The organism is Clostridium sp. BIOML-A1, assembly GCF_009874105.1.
GTDB lineage: Bacteria > Bacillota > Clostridia > Lachnospirales > Lachnospiraceae > Coprococcus.
The window spans coordinates 21,113-43,647 of record NZ_WWTL01000003.1 but is presented as its reverse complement, the minus strand read 5'-3'; the positions used below and the strand labels follow the sequence as shown (position 1 = coordinate 43,647).

19 protein-coding genes are annotated in these 22,535 nt (G+C 41.3%); 5 read left to right on the top strand and 14 right to left on the bottom strand.

Features of this window, described 5'->3' with window-relative positions; genetic code table 11:
- Window positions 1-74: 74 nt before the first annotated feature.
- From pth to GT641_RS02945, 6 genes are all read right to left on the bottom strand, one after another.
- Window positions 75-632, bottom strand: a complete 558-nt coding sequence (gene pth, locus GT641_RS02970; RefSeq protein WP_021943169.1) for an aminoacyl-tRNA hydrolase — start codon at window positions 630-632, stop codon at window positions 75-77.
- A gap of 1 nt (window position 633) precedes the next feature.
- Complete coding sequence (locus tag GT641_RS02965) at window positions 634-1,392, bottom strand: sugar phosphate nucleotidyltransferase (protein ID WP_161116786.1); 759 nt, start codon at window positions 1,390-1,392, stop codon at window positions 634-636.
- A gap of 214 nt (window positions 1,393-1,606) precedes the next feature.
- Complete coding sequence (locus GT641_RS02960) at window positions 1,607-2,026, bottom strand: hypothetical protein (RefSeq protein ID WP_008400198.1); 420 nt, start codon at window positions 2,024-2,026, stop codon at window positions 1,607-1,609.
- A 102-nt stretch (window positions 2,027-2,128) separates the two neighbouring features.
- Window positions 2,129-2,389: a septation regulator SpoVG gene (spoVG, locus tag GT641_RS02955; protein WP_008400199.1), complete on the bottom strand. Its 261-nt coding sequence runs from the start codon at window positions 2,387-2,389 to the stop codon at window positions 2,129-2,131.
- 29 nt (window positions 2,390-2,418) lie between these two features.
- The gene (gene glgD / locus GT641_RS02950) at window positions 2,419-3,543 is read right to left on the bottom strand and encodes a glucose-1-phosphate adenylyltransferase subunit GlgD (RefSeq protein ID WP_161116785.1); all 1,125 of its coding nucleotides are present in this window, start codon (window positions 3,541-3,543) and stop codon (window positions 2,419-2,421) included.
- A gap of 2 nt (window positions 3,544-3,545) precedes the next feature.
- A complete protein-coding gene (locus GT641_RS02945; protein WP_008400201.1) occupies window positions 3,546-4,814 on the bottom strand; it encodes a glucose-1-phosphate adenylyltransferase in 1,269 nt (422 codons plus the stop codon).
- Between the two features lie 356 nt (window positions 4,815-5,170).
- On the opposite strand from GT641_RS02945, the gene GT641_RS02940 reads away from it, so the two are divergent.
- On the top strand, window positions 5,171-6,598 hold the full coding sequence (locus GT641_RS02940; RefSeq protein ID WP_161116784.1) for an asparaginase: 1,428 nt from the start codon (window positions 5,171-5,173) through the stop codon (window positions 6,596-6,598).
- Window positions 6,599-6,921: 323 nt separating this feature from the next.
- On the opposite strand, the gene GT641_RS02935 is transcribed toward GT641_RS02940, so the two are convergent.
- Window positions 6,922-7,317: a transcriptional repressor gene (locus tag GT641_RS02935; RefSeq protein WP_008400206.1), complete on the bottom strand. Its 396-nt coding sequence runs from the start codon at window positions 7,315-7,317 to the stop codon at window positions 6,922-6,924.
- Window positions 7,318-7,560: 243 nt separating this feature from the next.
- Here GT641_RS02935 and GT641_RS02930 point away from each other — a divergent pair, with 243 nt between their 5' ends.
- Genes GT641_RS02930 through GT641_RS02920 form a run of 3 tightly spaced genes read left to right on the top strand, consistent with a single transcriptional unit; the run spans window position 7,561 to window position 9,420 of the window.
- Window positions 7,561-7,917 carry a GntR family transcriptional regulator gene (locus GT641_RS02930; protein ID WP_161116783.1) on the top strand — a complete coding sequence of 119 codons (357 nt, stop codon included), beginning with the start codon at window positions 7,561-7,563 and terminating at the stop codon, window positions 7,915-7,917.
- A gap of 27 nt (window positions 7,918-7,944) precedes the next feature.
- On the top strand, window positions 7,945-8,631 hold the full coding sequence (locus GT641_RS02925) for an ABC transporter ATP-binding protein (protein ID WP_117785219.1): 687 nt from the start codon (window positions 7,945-7,947) through the stop codon (window positions 8,629-8,631).
- Window positions 8,632-8,649: 18 nt separating this feature from the next.
- Window positions 8,650-9,420 (top strand): ABC transporter permease, encoded by a 771-nt coding sequence (locus tag GT641_RS02920; protein WP_161116782.1) that lies wholly within the window; start codon window positions 8,650-8,652, stop codon window positions 9,418-9,420.
- Between the two features lie 373 nt (window positions 9,421-9,793).
- On the opposite strand, the gene GT641_RS02915 is transcribed toward GT641_RS02920, so the two are convergent.
- The 5 genes from GT641_RS02915 to GT641_RS02895 all read right to left on the bottom strand — a co-directional run bounded on the left by GT641_RS02915 (window position 9,794) and on the right by GT641_RS02895 (window position 17,606).
- Window positions 9,794-10,804 carry an alpha/beta fold hydrolase gene (locus tag GT641_RS02915; protein WP_161116781.1) on the bottom strand — a complete coding sequence of 337 codons (1,011 nt, stop codon included), beginning with the start codon at window positions 10,802-10,804 and terminating at the stop codon, window positions 9,794-9,796.
- 41 nt (window positions 10,805-10,845) lie between these two features.
- Window positions 10,846-11,304, bottom strand: coding sequence for an Lrp/AsnC family transcriptional regulator (locus tag GT641_RS02910; RefSeq protein WP_117785369.1), 459 nt, complete (start codon window positions 11,302-11,304; stop codon window positions 10,846-10,848).
- Between the two features lie 245 nt (window positions 11,305-11,549).
- The gene (locus GT641_RS02905) at window positions 11,550-12,806 is read right to left on the bottom strand and encodes a Glu/Leu/Phe/Val dehydrogenase (protein WP_161116780.1); all 1,257 of its coding nucleotides are present in this window, start codon (window positions 12,804-12,806) and stop codon (window positions 11,550-11,552) included.
- 201 nt (window positions 12,807-13,007) lie between these two features.
- The gene (locus tag GT641_RS02900; RefSeq protein WP_161116860.1) at window positions 13,008-15,161 is read right to left on the bottom strand and encodes an AAA family ATPase; all 2,154 of its coding nucleotides are present in this window, start codon (window positions 15,159-15,161) and stop codon (window positions 13,008-13,010) included.
- Window positions 15,162-15,212: 51 nt separating this feature from the next.
- On the bottom strand, window positions 15,213-17,606 hold the full coding sequence (locus GT641_RS02895; RefSeq protein WP_161116779.1) for a S8 family serine peptidase: 2,394 nt from the start codon (window positions 17,604-17,606) through the stop codon (window positions 15,213-15,215).
- A 178-nt stretch (window positions 17,607-17,784) separates the two neighbouring features.
- On the opposite strand from GT641_RS02895, the gene GT641_RS02890 reads away from it, so the two are divergent.
- Window positions 17,785-18,210 (top strand): peptidylprolyl isomerase, encoded by a 426-nt coding sequence (locus GT641_RS02890; RefSeq protein ID WP_119963537.1) that lies wholly within the window; start codon window positions 17,785-17,787, stop codon window positions 18,208-18,210.
- Between the two features lie 481 nt (window positions 18,211-18,691).
- Here the strand turns inward: GT641_RS02890 and GT641_RS02885 are convergent, their stop codons facing one another.
- Both GT641_RS02885 and GT641_RS02880 read right to left on the bottom strand, forming a co-directional pair.
- Window positions 18,692-20,017 (bottom strand): uracil-xanthine permease family protein, encoded by a 1,326-nt coding sequence (locus GT641_RS02885; protein WP_008400227.1) that lies wholly within the window; start codon window positions 20,015-20,017, stop codon window positions 18,692-18,694.
- A gap of 245 nt (window positions 20,018-20,262) precedes the next feature.
- Window positions 20,263-22,518, bottom strand: coding sequence for an ABC transporter permease (locus GT641_RS02880; protein WP_008400228.1), 2,256 nt, complete (start codon window positions 22,516-22,518; stop codon window positions 20,263-20,265).
- Window positions 22,519-22,535 lie beyond the last annotated feature (17 nt).

Sequence of the window (22,535 nt, the reverse complement as noted above, 5' to 3'; positions counted from 1 at the left end):
TTATACCTGTCTGATCGTATCCACAGCTTTACCCTGTATACGACCTGTTCCGATCAACACATTTTATCTTTCAGTTAATTATATTTATTCATTGCTGCTGCCGCACTGTCTTTTAAGATCAATGCGATCGCATCACAGGCATTATCACAGCCTGCCTTGATCTCCGGAAGTTCATCTTTTCCAAATCTGGATAATACATAATCTGCAAGATCCATACGATCCGGCTTCTTTCCGATTCCGACACGGACCCGGACAAATTCCTGTGTTCCCAGATGTGAAATGATATTCTTCATTCCATTATGTCCACCGGCACTTCCCTTTTCACGGATCCGAAGCTTGCCGACTGCCAGATCGATATCATCATAAGCAACGATCACATCGGATGGATCGCATTTGTAATAATCGACCAGTTCCCGGACACTTTCTCCACTCAGATTCATAAATGTCTGTGGCATTGCAAGGATCACTTTCTCTCCTTCTATCATGCCCCTGCCATAGATCGCTTTATGCTTCTTTTCACTCAATTCTATATTATATTTATCTGCAAGTCCTACGATTACGGAAAATCCTACATTATGTCTGGTTCCCGCATATTTGGTTCCCGGATTTCCAAGTCCTACTATCAGTTTCATCTTATCTTGACCTCATTATCTCTTCTGCTTCTGCAAGCTGTTCCAGTGTATTGACACCCTTGATCTGATCTGCATCCTCCATGGCTGCCGCATCGACCGGAAGTCCCATTTTCTTGATGATCTCAATGGTGTCCGGCAGATAATATTCACCCTGTGCATTATCATTTGTAATCTGTGAAAGTGCTGCCAGTAATGCATCACATTTGAAAATATACATACCGGAATTCACTTCTTTAACTGCCTGTTCTTCCTCGGTTGCATCCTTCTGTTCTACAATCTTTGATAAGCCTTTCTCATCACGGATAATTCTTCCGTATCCAAATGGATCTGAAAGCATCGCTGAGATAACCGTAACACCATTTCCTGCTGCAACATGCTTCTTGATCGCCTGCTCTAATGTCTTACCGGTTACAAGTGGTGTATCTCCGCAAAGGACAACAACATCTCCCTCCGTGCCGATAAAATCAGAAGCACACTTAACTGCATGACCGGTTCCAAGCTGTTCGGTCTGTAGTGCATAGCTTACTACATCCTGCATTTCTTCTGTCTTATCAAGCTTCGCATAAGTATCTTTAATACTTTTTTCTACTTCTTCTGCCTTGTATCCAACGATCACACAGACTTTATCACATCCGGCAGCTCTTGCCGCTTCTATCGAATAGTATACCATCGGTTTCCCAAGCACCTCGTGCACAACCTTTGGCTTTTCAGATTTCATTCTTGTTCCCTTGCCTGCTGCAAGGATGATTGCTTTCAGCATTGTCCTATTATCCTCCAAATAAAATATGAGATTACCACAGCTAATTTTACTTTATCCCTATTTCATTTTCAACCATATGGTGGAAATATTTCGTACATTCATCAAATTCTTCCTTACCACATGATAAACATTTCATAAATATAATCTCCTCTCAAATTAAATGAACAACTTATTTATTGAATTTCGTCTCACAACCACTTTATTAATCGACACTTTAATCACAATTCATTTTCTGAAAAGGAACAGATATCCCCATCATCGCACCAGCTAAAATCATTATGCTGGCATAAATCTCATTCAAATTAAAACATACCATAATCATAGCCAAAATAACAAAAATGGAGCAAATCCCCAGTTGAAGATTCTTTATTTTTCCTTTTTTATCCTTTTTTAACTTAACTGTTAAAAATCCTACATCCAATAAAATATAGAGAATAAAGTCTACAATGAATAAAGCAATGTTTAAATCTTTTTCATAACAAATCGCTAAAATAATATTATACAATCCCAAAGCCACAGAACATACTTTGGTTAATTTAGCGTTCCAAATCACATTTGGAATCTTCCATTTGAAAGTAGACCAAACAATCAAAAAACAACCCGAAAACAATATCATTACTCTATTTATTTCCATAAACCTTCTCTCCCCTTGTTATAGATCTTTACCATATATAAATACCAATACTAACACTAAAGCCAGCCACTGCATCTACAGTGGCTGGCTCCGTTTCACGTCTTAAGCTTCCAGTGATTCCTGATATTTCTCAAGTATCATCCGCTGCAGACGTTCTCTTGTCTCAGTATTGATTGGATGTGCGATATCTCTGTACTCACCATCTGCTGCTTTCCGGCTAGGCATCGCAATAAACAATCCCTTATCACCCTGGATCACTTTGATATCATGAACTACAAATTCATTATCAATTGTGATCGAAACGACGGCTTTCATCTTACCTTCTTTTTCAACACCCCTGACTCTGATATCGGTCACCTGCATCGTGTGTACCCCCTTGTCTTTCTTATCTGCTACAATGCGTATCTGAAATTCTTCTCCACGATAACCTTGATGTCATCCGGGCTACCCTGATGAACTGTATTTGCACGGATCGTATCTCTACTTTCTACAATACAGTTTTCAATTACACAATTATCCCCAATGTGTACATCGTTCAGAATAATAGAATTTCTGATCACACAGTTGTTGCCAATGTATACCTTCTTAAATAATACTGAATTTTCTACAGTACCATTTATGATACATCCACTTGCTACCAGGCTGTTATTCACAACCGCTTCCCCATTATACTTTGCTGGTGGAAGATCCTCCACCTTGGAGTAGATGTCAGGATGCTGCTTGAAGAAATAGTTTCTTACATCTCTGTTCAGGAAATCCATGTTTGTCTTATAGTAAGACTCCTTGGTTCCGATGTTTCTCCAGTAAGTATCCATCTTATATCCATAAATCTTCTTTACATTCTTATATCTTACAAGAATATCTCTTACAAAATCAGTTCTGCCTTCATTTGCACAGGTTTCCAGTAATTCGATGAGCTGTCTTCTTCTGATCACATAGATACCGGTTGAGATCGTATTGTTGCCTGCAACCAGTGGCTTCTCCTCGAAATCTACGATACGGTTGTCCGTATCCATCTGTATTACACCAAAACGGTTCACATCATCTTCTCCCGGTGCAAGGTCCTTACATACAACCGTAATATCTGCACCCTTGCTGATGTGTTCTTCCAGAACCTTACCATAATCCAGCTTGTAGATACCATCACCGGATGCAATGACTACATATGGTTCATGACTTTCCTTCAGGAAATTAATGTTCTGATAAAGTGCATCTGCTGTACCTTTATACCAGTAGCTGTTCTCTGATGTAATAGTTGGTGTGAATATATAGAGACCACCCTGTTTTCTTCCGAAATCCCACCATTTGCTGGAATTCAGATGTTCGTTCAGAGATCTGGTATTGTACTGTGTAAATACCGCTACCTTCTGGATATGGGAATTTGTCATATTCGAAAGGGCAAAATCAATAGCTCTGTAACCGCCAGTAATAGGCATAGCTGCAACAGCTCTCTTTGCTGATAATTCGCCCATCTTGTTGCTATTACCACCTGCTAAAATTATACCTAATGCTCTCATCTCTATTCACCTGCCTTTATAATACTTCCGCCACTCTTTAAGTTGCCATCCGGATAATCTTCCGGAGTAGTCACACCAGATATAGCAGTATTCTTACCGATTGTTACACCATCAGGAATAACTGAGTTCTCTCCGATCGTAACAAGTCCAAATGAATAAATCTGTGGCTTGAATTCATTGACAGCTTCTTCTCCGATTCCAAGCTTAGCATCCTTACCAATCTTAACATTCTCTGCGATGATAGCCTTGTCCATATATGCATTCTCACCGATCGTTGCGTTATTCATAATGATCGAATTACGGATGACTGCACCCTTTTCGATCGTAACACCGGAACCGATAACGGAATTTTCAACATCGCCGTATACCTCTGTTCCTTCACCGATGATACATCTGCTTACTCTGCCGCTTGCATCTATGTACTGTGGTGGGATCGCATCTGTCTTGGTGTAGATCTTCCAGAACTCCTCATACAGATTGAATTCAGGAACAATATCTACTAACTCCATATTTGCTTCCCAGTAAGAACCAAGTGTTCCTACATCCTTCCAGTAACCCTTGAAGTCATATGCACAGATCTTCTTGCCATTTGAATGGCAGTATGGAATGATGTGCTTACCAAAGTCACATTCCGGCTGATCCTTCATCTTTACAAGTGCTTCACGAAGCACCTTCCAACTGAATATATATATACCCATAGATGCTTTGTTACTTCTAGGATTTGCAGGTTTCTCCTCAAATTCTGAAATAACATTGTTCTCATCTGTAATTACAACGCCAAATCTGCTAGCTTCTTCCCATGGTACCTGATATGTTGCAAGTGTGATATCTGCATCACAGGATTTGTGATATTCCAGCATGTTCTCATAGTCCATCTTGTAGATATGATCACCAGATAATATCAGAACATATTCCGGATTATAATAGTCTATAAACTCCAGGTTCTGATAAATAGCATTTGCAGTACCTGTATACCATTCGCTGTTATCACTTTTCTCGTATGGTGGAAGAACTGTCACGCCTCCTATGTTACGATCCAGATCCCAAGGGATACCGATTCCAATATGCTGGTTAAGCCTCAGTGGTCTGTACTGTGTAAGAACACCTACTGTATCAACACCTGAATTAATACAGTTGCTTAATGGGAAATCGATAATCTTGTATTTGCCGCCAAAAGCTACAGCCGGCTTAGCCAGATTAGAGGTCAGAACGCCTAAACGGCTTCCCTGTCCTCCTGCAAGAAGCATGGCTATCATTTCTTTTTTAATCATAATGTCACCCCTTCGTGCGTATTAATATAAATGCATTATACCACTGTTTTTGTAATAAGCAAAGTTTTTTATTGCATTTTCACAATAAAAGTTGAAAGAATATAGAAATTTTAAACATTTTTACAAAATAAACATATATTTTGCATGAATTTTCCATGTATCTTTTAACAATTTTCACTGTGCATTTTTGATTAAAAAAATTTCTTTCCTATATTCTCCGGGTAGAAATGGTTTTCTACTTGTGATAAACTCTAATTAATTATTTTACCGATATACCTTCAGGCTGTTACACAGATTTTGACCTGTCATCATCCCACAAATGCCTGAGTATACGAAGATGAAAGGAAGAAGAACTTATGGCTGAAATTTTAGTAAAAGAATACCGTGGCGATGTTGTTGAAAATGTACATTATGGATCTATTGCTATTGTTTCATCAACCGGCGAAACGATTGCTTATACCGGTGATATCGAGCGCCAGACTTATATGCGTTCCGCAAGCAAACCGATCCAGGTGCTTCCTACCCTGCTCGCAGGTCTTCATAAAAAATATAACCTGAGCGAGGAAGAAGTAACGATCTGTAATTCCTCTCACTGGGGCAGTAATCATCACATCTATGTACTTCAGAGCATCATGGAAAAAACGGGCTTAAAAGAAGAAGATATGATCATGAATCCAACGATCTCCACATCTGCAACACCGCTTGCGGACAAGCTTACACTTGGTTCCAAGCTAAATCCTGTAGAGGGCAAGAGCCGTTTGCAGCACTGCTGCTCCGGCAAGCACTTAAGCCTTATGATGCTGCAGCGTGAACTAACAGGAAAAGTCACCGGCTACCAGCTTCCGGACTCTCCTGTCCAGAAGCAGATCATTTCATTCTTATCCATGCTAAGCCAGACTCCGACTTACCGGATCAGTCTAGGAATCGACGGCTGTGGTGTTCCGGTATTTGCACTTCCAATGCGTAATATCGCACTTGCTTATGCAAAACTTGCAGATCCGTTCAACCTGCCGGATGATATACGGGAAGCAATCACCTATAACTTCGACTGTATTAATAAGCATCCTGAAAAGATCAACGATTACTTTACACCATCTTACTATGTAAATAAGAACCCGGATCTTCTTATGAAGGACGGTTCCAGAGGTGTGATCTGTATGGCGATCCGAAGCCGGAAGCTCGGTATCGTGATCAAGCTCGAAGATGGCTGGAGCGACGAATATCAGGGAATCATTGTTGCCCGTATTTTGGAGCAGCTTCAGTATGATGATAAAGAACTGATCGAACAGCTTAAGGAAACGTATAACACAAAGATTTATAACGACTGCAAGGATGAGGTCGGACACGCCGAAGCAGATTTTGATATCCATATCGAGCAGTCCTATTTCGATGAATTATTCGGAAATGCAGAACCGGAAGAAGACGATTTGGATGAATCTGATGCAGGCACTGCAAACGAAAGCGCTGATTCCGAAGATTCCAATATTGATTCTTCAATCGAAGACGAAGACATGGAAGAACTTGAAGATGATGAAGATATGGAAGATGAGGAACAGCTCTCTGCAGAAGAACGTGCCAGACGCCGTGCAATCCGTGACCGCAGATCCATTCTTGGTCAGAATGTTGTCCTGCCATCATCAAGCCAGACTTTCATCCAGAATCCAATGACCGATCCGATGCGTCCTGTAAAATCTGCCAAGGTGATCTCCACCATCCAGAATAATGACGCCGAATTCGAAGTCTTTGACAAGAAAGACAATGAAGATAACAAAAAGCAGGAATAACACCATGCTTTGACAGGTTGTTCAAGTTTTATATAAGATTGCAATATAGCACACACATACAGCAACACCCATATGGTTATTCCACTATAAATGACTTACTGCGGTTTCTGTTCGCAGCACATGTCTGATTCGTAAATACTCCTGTGCCAACTCGCCTTCGGCTCAAACAGGCACTCGTATTTACTGACAATGTGCAGCTCACAACGAAATCCTCGTATATGTCATGTTATAATGGAACAACCATATGGGTGTTGCTGTATGTGTATGCTATATTTTATGCAATCTTATATAAATCCTGATAGTGTGTGTTATAAAGCATGGTGTTATTCCTGCTCGTTCTGACATTCAGGGCAAATGCCGACATATTCAAGATTGTGGGATGAAATGATAAAGTCCTCATCCGCCAGTCTGCCTCGCTCATCGATCTCAGGATCATATGGGACATGGCTGTCGAAGATTCTTCCGCATTTAGTACAGATAATATGATAATGTGGAACCGGATTGCCGTCAAAATGTTCATTCTTATCAAATGAGAATACATTCATGATAATGCCGTCATCAACCGCATCCGCCAGCACCCTGTACACGGTCGATGCACCTATATTATATCCCCTCTCCATAAGAATCTGATGAAGCTGCTGGGCAGTCGGATGACATTTTAATTCTTTTATAACCGAATATATAACCTGTTTTTGTTTTGTATTTCTTTTCTCTGCCATACCTGTTCACTCCAATAATTTATTCCGAATTTACTTTTGATAAGTCTATACTAACACATATTTTGTCAGGTTTGAACACCTTTTTAAGAATTGTTCTCATTAATTTTAGCCTTTATCCGGCAAATCACCTGTAAATGGAAGTTTTTGCCGGCAAATTAATATTTATAAATTTATTTTTTATGCTTGACATCCTAAGTGTATTGGTATACTATCTGGCTAGTACAGTAGTTAGGAGGAAAGCATTTGGAATTTAAATCAAACCTGCCGATCTACCTTCAGGTCATCGATGATATAAAAAAGAAGATTATTACAGGTGCCCTGCCACTTGGTACCAAGCTCCCATCATCCAGAGAGCTTGCTATCCAATATGACATCAACCCAAACACCGCAGCCCGGGTTTATAACGAGATGGAATCTCTCGAACTGTCATATACGAAACGTGGAATTGGTACATTTGTAACAGAAGATCCTCAGGTAATTGATCGGCTGAAACAGGAACAGTTAAAGCAGATTCTTACAGTTCTGGATGAACAGCTCACCGGCATGGGATATACGCCGGAAGAGATCATCCGATTATTGCAGGACTACTATTCCCTGTAAAAACAAGTATTGAAAGGAATGAATACTATGATTAAATGTGAACACTTAGTAAAAAAGTATATGAGTACGACCGCTGTTTCGGACCTGTCACTGGATATCATATCCGGTAACATTTATGCTCTACTCGGTCCGAACGGAAGCGGTAAATCCACCCTTATGAAAATGATCGCCGGGCTTTCAAAACCGTCCTCCGGTACGATCACAATGGATAACCGTCCATTAGATTACAAAGCCAAAGCGCATATTGCATATATGCCTACAGAAGCCTATTTCTTCGGTTATATGAACTGCATTGATGTCGGAAAATATTATCGTGATTTCTTCGCTGATTTTGATTATGACAAATACATGCGACTGTTACAGGAAATGGATCTGGATCCAAAGCAAAAAGTGCGTGAGATGTCATCCGGTATGATGGCAAAGCTTAAGATCGTTGCAACGCTTTCAAGAAATGCGGAAGTTATTATGTTAGACGAACCGTTAAACGGCATCGATATCATTGCCCGCGAGAAGATCATTCATACAATCGTGTCTAATATCTCAGATGACACTGCCGTTATCATGTCAAGCCATCTGGTGGATGAACTGGAAAAGATCATTGATCATGCCATCTTCATCAAAAACGGAACCTGTGTATTACAGGGTAATGCAGAAGAACTTCGTATCGCACAGGGCAAATCCATTGTTGATATGTATAAAGAAATCTACGCATAAACTGGGAGGTATTCAATTATGTTAAAAATGTTAAAATATGAATTTCGCCGTGGAATCTTTCCACTTCTGATCGTAGGGATCGTCATTGCTGCCATTGAGCTTTACTTTCTCATTGGTACGTTAACCGAACATGCAGATCACTCTGTTATTGCTATTGCCCTGCTTATTCTCGCGGCTTTCTGCTGTTACCTGTTTGTATTGATCTACGGCATAATCAGTTACAGTCAGGATCTGAAAAACAAATCGGGATATCTGGTCTTTATGGCTCCTATATCCAGCTATAAAGTAATCGGCGCCAAACTGTTATCCATCCTGCTGACAGGTGCAATAATCGTTGCTGTTATATTCGGCTTACTGACCTTAGATCTCAGCCTGGCATACTCCACATATGACTCCATTGATACTTTTTATGATTTCCTAAGCAATATTCTTGAAATGGGGGGATATTCCCTGGGCGGCGTTATCTTAAGATTACTGGCATTTATCCTTGTATTCCTGATCCAGTTCTTTATGACGATCACACTTGCTTACCTTGCGGTATCGGTATGCTCCACCATTCTTCAGACAAAGAAGATTAAAGGTTTTATCAGTTTCGTACTGTTCATCGTCTTCTATGTGATCCTGTCTGTAATTGCTTCTAAGATTCCCCATCTGTCCAATCCCGGACCGGATACAACATTTATGGAAGCCATGTATGCCATGATTCCACAGATCGCACTCTACTTCGTAGTAATGGTGGCAAGCTATATCGGAAGCTCCGTACTCCTCGAAAAGAAGATCAGCTTGTAAATATACTCAGCACGAACGAACAGGCAGCAACCCTCAACCGGGGCATTCTCAAACACGCATGACTACCTTCATTTCAACTTCGATTCGATCTGCATGCTGCGCCGGACACGATACATTCGTTGTGTCCTTTGCAGCAGCATCGAATCGTTGAAACTCAGTCGTTCATGCTATGGTTTGAAAATGCCCCGGTTGAGGGTTACCGCCTGTTCTGTTTTTACATAGTATAAAGATATACAATCCAAATTATATTAGATTTTTTCAATATAATTTCTACATTAATTTATGAAATCCATATACTTCATACCCATATTTGTGTAGTCATGCGTATTTTACAGATATGCCCTGTTTTTATTACTAAAATGTGTTTCCGTCTTTACACCCCTATGGTGTGCAGGTCGATCCAGTTATAGATATCGTAATATGCCTGAATATTATTAATCTCGTTTATGACTTCGTGACGCGCATCCTTGTACAGGATGCATTTGACATCATCTGTGATATATCTGCTGTATTTGTTGTATAAAAGCTTCACGTCCAGTCCATAGTGTCCGACCGGATCTTTGCTTCCTGATATGAATAATACCGGCATATTCTTTGGCACATTTGCCAGATTATCCTCATCCTGAATAAATTCCAGTGTTTTGAATAACGTCTTGTAGCCCTTTACCGTAAAGGTATAGTCATACATCGGGTCTGCCATATATTTGTCAACCTGAACATAGTCTCTGCTCAGCCAGTCTTTCACGGTACGCTTCCGTTTCTCACCGTTCATGATCGTCATTCTGGGAATACCGAAAAGGTAAGTACCAAATGCAAGCACCTGCAACAATTTGCTTCTATGCTTCTCACCACGGAGCATACTCTCCACTCCGGCTACCGCCTCTCCGATCTTCAGCATACACTTCGGATGTCCGCCCGTTCCCATACAGATAAAACCATCTATGCTGGCATTTTTCTGCACCTTTGCAGGGTACTTTGGATCTTTTGCATATTCGCACATATATCTTCTTGCAATAAATGATCCCATGCTGTGTCCCATAAGAAAATACGGAAGATCCGGATATGCCCGTTTTATGCATCTGGTCACACGATGCACATCTGCTGCCATCGTCTTACTTGCATCATAAGCATACATATAACCCATCTCGGATTTATTTCTGGCTGTCAGGCCATGCCCCAGATGATCATTTCCACATACCAGAATTCCTCTGGCAGCCATAAATCTTGCAAAATGATCATAACGCTCCATGTCCTCTATCATACCATGAGAGATCTGAAGCACCGCCTTGATCTCTCCTTGCGGAATCCAGACAATGACATGTAATTTATCTCTTCCGTTGGATGATGGAATATATGTCTCTTTTTTCTTTACGTTCTGTTTCATAAGCAACCTCCCATTGTTAGTATCCGCTTTCGAAAAAAAATTTATGTATTCGGCTCCTGATTTTCTTCCTTCCAGTAGATATTTCTGTGTTCTACAGAGGTCGAGAATGCGATCAAAGTCTTTGTTTTTCCAAATCTCTGCAATTCACCGATAAACAGATCCAATGCCATCGTTGTCTCAAAGATAACCTCGATCAGCATGGAATAGTCACCGGTCACACAATTGCATTCCACAACATTTTTGCAGTTCTTGATAAATGGATAAAAATCCTGTTTGTCGTTCGGCTCTACCTCTAAATTAATAAATGCTTTTGTATAATATCCCAGTGCGATCGGATTGATCTGTACCTGAAAGCCCTCGATCACCCCTGCTTCCTTTAACCGCTCTATTCTCGTAGATACTGCTGTTGATGACAGAAACACACATTCCGCAATATCCTTTAAAGACATACGAGCGTCCTTCTCTAACAGTTCCAGAATCTTCTGATCTACCTCATCCAGACAGTAAGCTGTCTCTTTTACTTCACGCATAGTTTTACTCTCCATTTTCTTATACATCTCATCTGCCAAATACCTTTATTTATATAGAAACTTTGGTATAGAAAAAGGACATCCTTCATCTGAGAAGGACATCCCTTTCATATTTCTGATATCAATGTACTTCTATCTATCCTGTCTGTATTTTACTACTAATAACAGGATAAATCCAGCACTAAAAATACCATGTAGTATTGCATCTGTATATTTTACGGGAATATACCCTTGATCTCTTCCGTATGGATCAATCGTTTTAAAGCAATGATATAGGCTGCCATCCGCAAAGTACAATGACTCTTTTTGCTCTCCTCCACGATTTCTCCAAATGCTTTCGTCATGATCGTTTCAAGCATCTCATTTACCTGCGGTTTTTCCCATGTCATTTCCTGAATGTTCTGTACCCATTCAAAATAAGAAACAATAACACCGCCGCTGTTTGCAAAAATGTCCGGCACAAGCTTGATACCTCTTTCTGCAAGGATCGGATCTGCATCTGCTGCCGTCGGTCCATTTGCACCCTCAACGATATAAGAACATTTTAACTTCTCCGCAACCTCTTTCGTGATCTGATTTTCAAGCGCTGCTGGAACCAGCACGTCACAATCACAGGTAAGAATATCTGTATTCGAAATATGGATAACACCATCTTCCTGATAGTCTGCAAGCAGACCACCGGCTTCTACATAAGCTGTTACCTTATCTGCATCCAGTCCGGTCTCCTTATAGATTCCACCCGACACATCACTGATTGCTACAACAACTGCACCTCTGTGTCCAAATATCCTGGCTGTATTGCCGCCAACATTACCGCATCCCTGAATTGCAACCTTAGTACCCTCTAACACCTTGCCATCTTCTGCAAGAAGGAGCTTGGTACTGATCACAACTCCACGTCCGGTTGCCGACGGTCTTCCCTTGGAACCGCCAAGCTCTAGCGGTTTTCCTGTCACAACTCCGGGACAAGGTTTGCCCTTTAACTGGCTGTATGTATCTAACACCCATGTCATGATCTGTGCATTTGTATTCACATCAGGAGCAGGTATATCGGTATCTGCTCCGATGATCGGCTCGATCGCATAGGTATATCTTCTCGTCAACGCACACAATTCCCGTCTGGAAAGTGTAGCCGGATCTACTTTGATACCACCCTTCGCTCCTCCAAATGGTATATTTGCCACTGCACATTTTAATGACATCCATGTTGCAAGTGCTTTGACTTCATTCAGCGATACGTCCTTGTGATAACGTATACCTCCTTTGAACGGTCCTCTGATATTTGAATGCTGGACTCTGTATCCTTCAAATACCTTAACACTTCCGTCATCCATCTCCACAGGAAGGTAAACCTTAGTCTCACGCTGTGGATTCCTGATGATCTCAAACATCCTCTTGTCAATTCCGCCAATGTTCATGGCTTCTTCCATCACTGCTACCACATTCTCATATGGGTCGTACTGTCTGCTCATCTTCGTATCTCCTCGTTTAACAAATATTTTATTGTCACGAGTTATCCGGTGTTACCTGTAAGGGATAAACCTTTTGACAAGAGGCATTCTAGTCCTCCTGCATTTATACGTCAATATCCCAAGTCAAAGACCATTCAAAATGATATTTTCAGGCATTTTATCTTAATAATGTATATTTGTTACAAACCAAACTTGAAATAATCAAGTTTGGTTTGTAACATCGATCACATACAACTGGTGCAGTGCTCTTGTACAGGAAATGTAAAATGCATGTCGGCTGATCCGGTTTTCCATCACATCCTGTTCATTGATAACAAATACTGCATCGAATTCCATCCCCTTTGCAAGAAACTTCGGAAGAACGACCACACCTCCATTATAGACAGTCGACTGATTCGTAAGATATGTCACCTGCTCATATTCTTCCAGTTCTTTGTACATGGCAAATGCACGTTCTTCATCATCACAGAGAATTGCCACATTATCAAAATCATCCAGTTCTCCATAATCAAGCTTCTCTGCGATAAATCCGGCAGCATCTTCTATACTCTCCGCCTGCTCTGTTACCGGCTCCATGCCATGGCGGTTAAGTGGATGGGCCTCCACCTCGTCTGACGCCCGGTCTGCTTCCAGTATCCTGTTACAGAATTCTGTGATCTCACAGGTTGAACGATATGCAGTATCCAGAGTCTTGATCTGGCAACCACCTGTTCCTCCATGCGGCACAAATACCGTCTGCAATACATCCAGCACCGTTTCCTCCGGATTATAATAAAGCACCTGCAGACTGTCACCCAGTATCGTCTTCTTACATTTAAAAATACGATCCAACACCGCATACTGAAATATATTGTAATCCTGCATCTCATCGATCACGAGATGCTTGATATTGTCATAAGACTTACATCCATAGAAATAAATCTGCAGATAAAAGACTGCCAGAATATCTTCATAGCACACCTTTCCATACTCATTCCGGTATTGTTCGATACCCGGATGCTGTTCAGCCTGACTGTTAAGAAAGTTCTGATATAATTCGATCAGGTTGCGCTCCGCATATTGATAGATCATCTCTTTTGTGATCTGATTCTCCATCTTCTGATGCTTCTCATCCGTAAATGCCTGATCCTGTTCATCCTCTACCCTGTCTGCTATAAAATATGCGATCTTCTCAAAACGTTCATAGACCGGATATCTGGCAAAACGATTATAGAACATCTTCTCGATCTGGTCCTTTGTAAATTCTGTTTTCTCAAAATGGAAATCTTTAAACTTAATATTTTCCGTATAATCTTCCAGATATTTGTTAAATGCCTGATAGAACGCAATCGATGATTTCCATGCAATATTCTTCATCTCCGGACTTTCCATATCGGGATGCGTCGTGATCCGGTCTGCCTGTTCCAGCTTTGTCTCATAATCACAGTCCACAAACAGGATTTCCTCCATCAGAGAATCAAATTCCTTCTCCGGTACATTATCCTCGCCGACCTCCGGCAGCACACCGGCAATATAATCGCCAAAGATTCCATTTGGCGACAGGATCATAACATTGTCTGCCGACATCGTCTTACGATTGTTGAATAACAGCCACGCCAGTCTGTGCATCGCAACTACTGTCTTACCACTTCCTGCCCGTCCGTCCACAATAAGATTATAAGCGGTCTTATTACGGATCAATGCATTCTGTTCTTTCTGGATCGTTGCAACTACGGATTTCATCTTCGTGCCGCTGTTCTTTCCCAGTGCATCAAGCAGGATCATATCATTGATCTTCTCATCGGTATCGACTGCATTATGTAGTCTTCCATTGCTGATATCAAATTGCTTCTTCTCTACGATCTTTCCAGAATATTCTTTATCGGGTGCCTGATAGGATGCCTCGCCCTTCTCATAATCATAATACATCGATGCGATCGGAGCACGCCAGTCATAGACCTTCTGATCCTGTTCTTCCATCGACCAGTAGCCGTTTGTTCCGATATAGACCGGAAGAACCTGTCCATCCTCCTGATACTCAAATGCAATCTTTCCAAAATACGGGTTCTCGATCTGATGCGCCAGTACATCCACCTGCTTTGCCGCATGTTCGATAAAAAATGTATCGTTATTTACATTGTTCATGTTCTGCAGGAATTCCTCGTCGTCCATATCACCGTGGCTGTCACGCATATATTTCTTCTGTGCTTTGATCGCCTGATTCCGATATTCCATGCTTTCCTGTGTCGTCTGAAGATCACACTGCAGCTCATTTTCTACTTCTTCAAAATATTCCTGTTCTTCTTCCGGCGTTGTCTCTCTATATATTTCCTGAACCTGTTTCTTGTCCATTTTCTTTCCTTTCAAAACAGACATCACCCGAAATCTGATCCACCTGACTTCAAATGATGTCTGTCTTCTTATTTCTTATTTCTTTTTTAATTTTATTTTCTTGCTATAACTGCCATAAGTCTTATTACACTTTGCTCTGACGCGGTACTCATAAGTCTTTCCGGACTTCGCAGTCTTATCCGTAAAGGATACCTTCTTACCGGAGGTCAATTCTCTGATCCGTTTCCACGAACCATTCTTCGTCCTTCTGTAGATCCGATAGCCCTTTGCACCCGCTACCTTTTTCCATGTCAGGCTTACACCTGATTTTTTGTTTGTTATCTTTGTTATCACTGTCTTTGCAAGATTTATACTGTATGGTACTTCTATCTTGCCACTGTAGTTACCCTTACCTGTGATCACGCAAATAGCAGTTCCCGGTTTATCTGCATTTTTATAAGTTACCTTATAATCAGATTTTGCAAGTCCACTTACAACAGCCTTCGGCTTGCAGTTTTTTCCTGCATATATATAACTCGTCTTCGACAGCTTTACCTTCTTCTTCGTCATATCCTTTTTAGATACAACCAGTTGGTAGCCGGCACTTGCGCTTTTATAATTTGCATCCGCAGCCACCCTGGCTGTGATCGTGCAGGAGCCTGCTTTTTTGATCGTGATATAACCGAACTGATCCGGCTCTGCAACAGCTGTATTTGACGACCGGTAAACTACTTTTCCTGTAGAATTCGTAGTTACCTCATACTTATAGTCAGCATTTCCGTACTTCTTTGTAAGCTTTTCCTTTGTAAATGATATCTCCGGCATGGCCTTCTCTGTTCCATCTGCATCATAATCCGTATATCTGGTATCAAGTCCCATATCATCAAAATAATCATGAAGTTTAATAACTCCCCAGCCGTACTTCTCGTCCCAGCCAAGAGTTCCTCTGTCCTCCGCATATTGCTTCAGACGATTCTTAACCCCTTTATAATTCAATTTGGGTTCTATCATCTTAATGTAAGCAATTGCCGCCACTACATGCGGTGTCGCCATCGACGTACCGGACATAGACTTCTTACCGCCACCAAGATACGTGGATACAACCGCCGTTCCCGGAGCAGCGAAATCGATCATGTCTCCATAGTTCGAATAATCCGATGCGAACATTCCGTTATTTCTGATCGCTGACACGGTTATGACATTTTCTTTATTTGCAGGATATGTCATAGCAACATCAGATGCCTTATTCCCTGCTGCACAGCACACAACCGTTCTTGCTGTCTCGGCTTTCTTTAACACATCCTTCAAATAAGATGAATATGCCCATAACATTCCGGTCCAGCCGAAGCTCATATTTACCACATCTGCTTTCTGATCTACTGCATATTGCAGTGCACTTCGAATTGCAAGATTCGATGATTTCCCATCTCCGTCAAATGCCTTCAACACCATAAAATTCACATTATCAGGCGTATTATCTGCTATTATTCCTGCTACATGCGTACCATGTCCGTTTTCGTCTACATATGCGGTTGTCTTTTTAACAGAATCAGAGCCTTTAAAATAAAAGCTTCTCCTCTTATCGACTCTGTTATTAAAAATCTTGTTTGTCGTATCCAGGCCGGTATCGATCAGGGCAACCGTCACATCTCTGTCTACCTGATAATAGTCATATTCAGCCTTCAGATAGCCCATACCCATATAAGATCCGCCCCATGACATTGTCTTATAATCTGTTACGCCGGTAAATGTCGCCAGCACGTCATCCGTAACAACCTGATCTATATAGCAATTATCTTTTCCATAATCAGATACCAGCTCATAATATGCATACTTTGTATCGGCTTCCGTTTCAAACTGCAGCACATATTCATTATATTTACCGTAATGAAGAATCTCGGAAGCACCATAATCATCTGTCAGCTTCCTGCCATCCGTCAGAACCATAAGGCGCTTCAACTGATAGGTATCATCCGCCTTTTCCTTCTGAATGTTCTTATCTTCCGCATCTGCCAACTCTGCCGAATCCTGTTTCTCCGGTTCTTCCCACGTATCATTGATCAGAGCAACTACATCTGATGCATCATCCACTTCTTTTATCTTTGCATTCAGTGCATATTCACTCTGTATATTCTGTTCAGACTGTGTAGAAGCATCCTCTGTGTCTATCGAAGCCTCACTCCGGTTCATCAGATCATCTGATTCTTTATTATGCGCAGCATCCCCACTCAGCTCTGACACAGTATAAGAATCTCCGTGAATCCGAATCGTATTCTCCCGAGTATCCTCCGAAGGCAGATCCTCTATGTCGTATGTATGTATCGACGTTTTATTCGAATCTGTTCCTGTCTGATCCGAAAATCCTGTCTTCTTATCCGACAGTCCACCCCATGTAAAAACTGTGCATGTCAAAACGGCAGCCATTCCGATACAGATTCCTGCTTTTTTGTAATTTGTCTTTCGACTGTTATTCTTTGAATCTTTTCTCATATTTTTCTCTTTCCTTAAAAACTGTCTTATGGCAGCATTATTCTTTATTGTAGCACATATCAAAAGTTTTGTGAACCGACGCGGCACTTTCAGGCAAAGGAATTTCACGAACATTTTATAGTCATTCTATCCATTTCATGTTAGAATAAGACATTCAATGAAATCGGAGGAATTTTTTATGAGTAACGAAGGCAAGAAATGTACAGTTCACTATACAGGAACATTTAACGACGGAACCAAATTTGATTCATCTTATGACCGTGGGGAACCAATCGACTTTGTATGCGGTGCAGGCATGATGATCAAGGGCTTTGACGAAGCGGTTAAGGGCATGGCGATCGGTGATATCATCGATGTACACCTTATGCCGGAAGAAGCATACGGCATGCCGGATCCCGACAATATCTTAACTGTTGAGATCAGCCAGCTTCCCGGTGCTGAAGATCTGGAAATTGACCAGAAGGTATTCCTGTCAAATCCTGCCGGACAGTCTTTCCCTGTTAAGGTAACCGCCAAGGATGATACTACGATCACCTTTGACGCAAACCATGAGATGGCTGGCAAAGAACTGAACTTCAAGATTGAACTTCTGGATGTAGAATAAACAGGAAAAAATTATGTACACCTGATGTAAAATCTCCCAGACGTTCCGGATATGATATACTACGAATTTCTACTCGTCACACGCATCTATTCGCTCATGCTCCTGTGCCAACTCGCCTTTCAGGCTCAAACAGGCACCCGCATTCGCTGATAGCGTGTTTCTCGCAACAAAATTCTCGTATCTATCATATCCGGAACGTCTGGGAGATTTTTTATACCAAGTATACCACATTATATCCTCTAACATCTTCTCAACCTACATAAGCCTGAATCCAGCTTGTAATACAAAACTGCCATATTAAGACCTCAAGCGAAGATTTCGTTATGAAATGCATATACCAGCAAATGTGGGTGCCTGTCTGAACCCAAAGGGCGAGTTGGCACAGGAACATTTGCGAATCAGGTATATGCAGTTCATCGAAACCACAGCGTGTCTTAATATGGCAGTTTTGTATTACAAACCAATTCAGGCTTTATTCATTTTACTCGTCGAATTCGTAGTCTTTGCCCGGAAGGATTGCGTTTAAAGCAATTCCAAGGATAGCTGCGATAGCAAGTGATGTTAATGTGATAGATGTTCCTGCAACTGTGAAGGTAATACCATTACCGAATCCAAGTCCGCTGACAAGGATAACAGCAGCAACGATCAGGTTACGCGACTTTGTGAAATCCACCTTGTTCTCAACAACATTACGAACACCGATAGCTGAGATCATTCCATACAGCATGAAGCTGACACCACCGATGATCGATGCAGGAAGTGAACCGATACACTCAGCAACCTTTGGTGAAAAGCTGAGAAGGATCGCATATACAGCAGCCAGACGTACGACTCTTGGATCGTATACACGGCTAAGCTCAAGAACACCGGTATTCTCACCGTATGTTGTATTTGCAGGGCCGCCGAATGCAGCAGCAAATGCTGTAGCAAGACCATCACCGATCAGAGTTCTGTGAAGTCCCGGATCCTTGATGAAATTATTTCCTGTTGTAGCTGAGATTGCCGAGATATCTCCGATATGCTCCATCATGGTCGCAAGAGCGATAGGTGCCATTACAAGGATGGAAGTAATATTGAATTTACAAAGCTGGAACGGAGGAAGATCCACCCATCCGGCATCCTTTACTGCCTTAAATGTGAAGATTGCAGATCCGTCCGGATTGTGAACACCACATTTGAAAAGAATAAATGCAACTACATATGAGATCACAACACCCATAAGAATCGGAATGATCTTGAACATTCCTTTGCCCCAGATATTAAAAATTACGATAACTGCAAATGCGATAATTGCAAGAATCCAGTTTGTTTTTGCATTATTTACGGCTGATGGCGCAAGACTCAGACCGATACAGATAATGATCGGACCGGTAACAACAGGTGGAAGGAAACGCATAACTCGTTTTACGCCAACCAGTTTTACAACCAGTGCAAGAACCAGATACAACGCACCTGCTACTACGATACCACCACATGCATAAGGTAATTTCTCACCCATAGACATATCTTTGAAGATTCCGGTATCAAGATTTGCGACTGTGTGAAAGCCTCCTAAGAAAGCAAATGAGGAACCCAAAAATGCAGGCACCTTTAATTTTGTACATAAATGGAAGAATAATGTTCCGATTCCGGCACAGATCAGTGTAACCTGAATGGATAAGCCCTCTCCATTAAAATAAGTATTTACCAGAATCGGTACTAAAATAGTTGCACCAAACATGGCAAACATGTGCTGCAAACCTAACAGCAACATTTTCGGAACACCCAGTTCCCTTGCATCATAAATCGCTTCTTTTTTCTGATTCATAATAATCTCCCTTCTTCTATTGTACCTGTTTTACTGTGATACTATCGATCGAAATGCACGCCTTCTTTCGACAAAATCTCCAGCACACCATCTTTACGATGATAACATAAGAAGGGAGATTTGTGAACTGCAAATCTCCCTGTTTTTTTATAAATTTGTTATATTTGTAAAAACTTTCGATATTGAAAGTTTTTAGGTCGTTTTTGTTTCAGATCATTCAATTTTGAACATTACGATCAAATGACTTATTCAACATTTTTCAGCGCCTCATCCATCGGGATCCGTTTGATCCTTCTTACCTGGAAAACAGCGATGATTCCATAGGCTGCCATCGCCAGGATAAAGATCGCAGGATAAATATACGGAGCAATATAGATCGTCATCCATCCACTGATTGCTTCCTTCATCATCACATAATAGATGCCGGAGATCGCCACCTGTGAGAGAATGATTCCAAGGATGACACATACTGCCATCACCCAGGTTGTTGCAGACAGATACAGCTTGTTGATCTCTTTGTTCTCATATCCAAGGATCTTTACCATGGATATTGATATGGTATTCCTCTCAATGATCAGCTTTGTAAGCAGATAAACCATCAGCATGAACATCGCCAGTGCGAATACCTCAAACATATAGAACATCTGCCCCATGGAACGATCAAGCTGTCTTGATACCTTTGTCAGATCTTCCTCTGTGACGACTGTCGCGATCAGCTTCTCATCAATATCAGTCAGCTTCTCATTTGAGAAATATCCGGAGAAATATCCCTCTTCGACATCGAACATTTCCCGATATGTCTTCTCATTCATAAATACTGCCAATGCCGCAGGATATGTGCACACACCGGAAACCTTTATCTTATAAGAATCGGATGAATATTCCTTATCCAGCGTGATCGTATCCCCGTTTTTCAGTTTATATTTGTCACGAAGTCCGTCAGAGATCAGCATTTCTCCATCCGCAGGCTGTACCTTGGAATACTTGCTGTCATCCGAGATACCATAGACCATGACTTCTTCATCTCTTATATCTGTTTTATAGATCAGGGAAGTTACCAAGTATTTCTCTGCATCCTTGTTCTCTGTTTCCACAGGCATTTTCAAAACGTACTGATAATCCGCAAGCATGTTGTCCAGTGTTTCATCCTGATAGTGTTTTAAAAGTGGCGACATCATCATTCCGAACATCAGCAGAACGATCGCAAATGTTACTCCAATAAACAATACGATATAGCTTGGCAGATTCTGCAGGATCACACGTATACGGAATCTGGTAAAGAAACGGAAATGTGGCAGCTTGACCGCTTTCTTTCTCCTTGACTTTGAAAGATCCCGTCTGATAAACCGAAGCGGTGACATACGGAGCTTCGAATAGATCATCCATGCTGTTATGACAAGCATCAGCACGATCGGAATAACCGTCGTTTTTACAAATGCTTCCGCATTCCATTTTGTCACATATTTTGTCAGACTGTAACTTCCATAATACATTGCCACACAGACATTTTTAAATACTGTATATCCCAGAACATTTCCGATTACAGCTGCTACAAATGTAACCAGGATCGGAAGAGAAATGTAATGTGCCAGTAATTCTCCTCTTGTGTAACCGGAGGCCCGAAGAGTACCGATCGTGCCGGCTTCCTTTACGATCGTATTGTTGATCGTAATCGCAAAGATAAATGCCATGATCACGATTATAATATAAAGCAGTGTTTCCACCATTATCGAATCACTACCCATATCCTCTCCGGTAAAATTAATTGCCTGATTCGTATATCTTGGAATAAACTTCTCCACTTCTCCATACTGACTGATCACCCTTGCAAGATCATCGGATACATCCTTCTCCGCTTTCTCATCTTCAGGTTCATCGTCATAGATCCAGGCATAAGAATAATGCATCAGCCCTTTGTCAAAGCTTTCAAACCGTTCATCCGTTACGATCGCAACACCGAACAGCACGGAATCAAACATCGTATCATTGTTATTCTGGAATAATGTGCTGTAATCAGATAATGCTACAAAGCCCGATACCTTATATGTCTGCCCATCAACCGACAGATCATCTCCTACCTTGATCCCATTATTTTCCGCATACATACGGTCAATTGCAATCTCGTCCTCTGCCGTAGGGAACGCTCCCTTCATCAGACAAACCTTATCCACATCTGTACGATTCTTAAAAATACGGAGTGTACTTTCATCCCCATCTTTTTCTACGATTTTCTCATAGTAATAATTCTCATACAGCTTTACACCCTCATCTTCAATCGCTCTCTTCACCTCGGATGATGCTTCATCCTTGTACTCAAAATTACCATTCTCGATATTATACTTATCAAAGCTCTCATCATATGTAGCGATCATACTCTTACCGGCTACCAGAAAGCCGGACACAAAACCAATACTCAAGATCATAAACAGGAAAATAACCAGATACTTTCCGAGATCGGCAGCCAGTTCCTTCGGCAGCCGTTTCCATAATGGATTCTTCATATTATAAATTCTCCTTT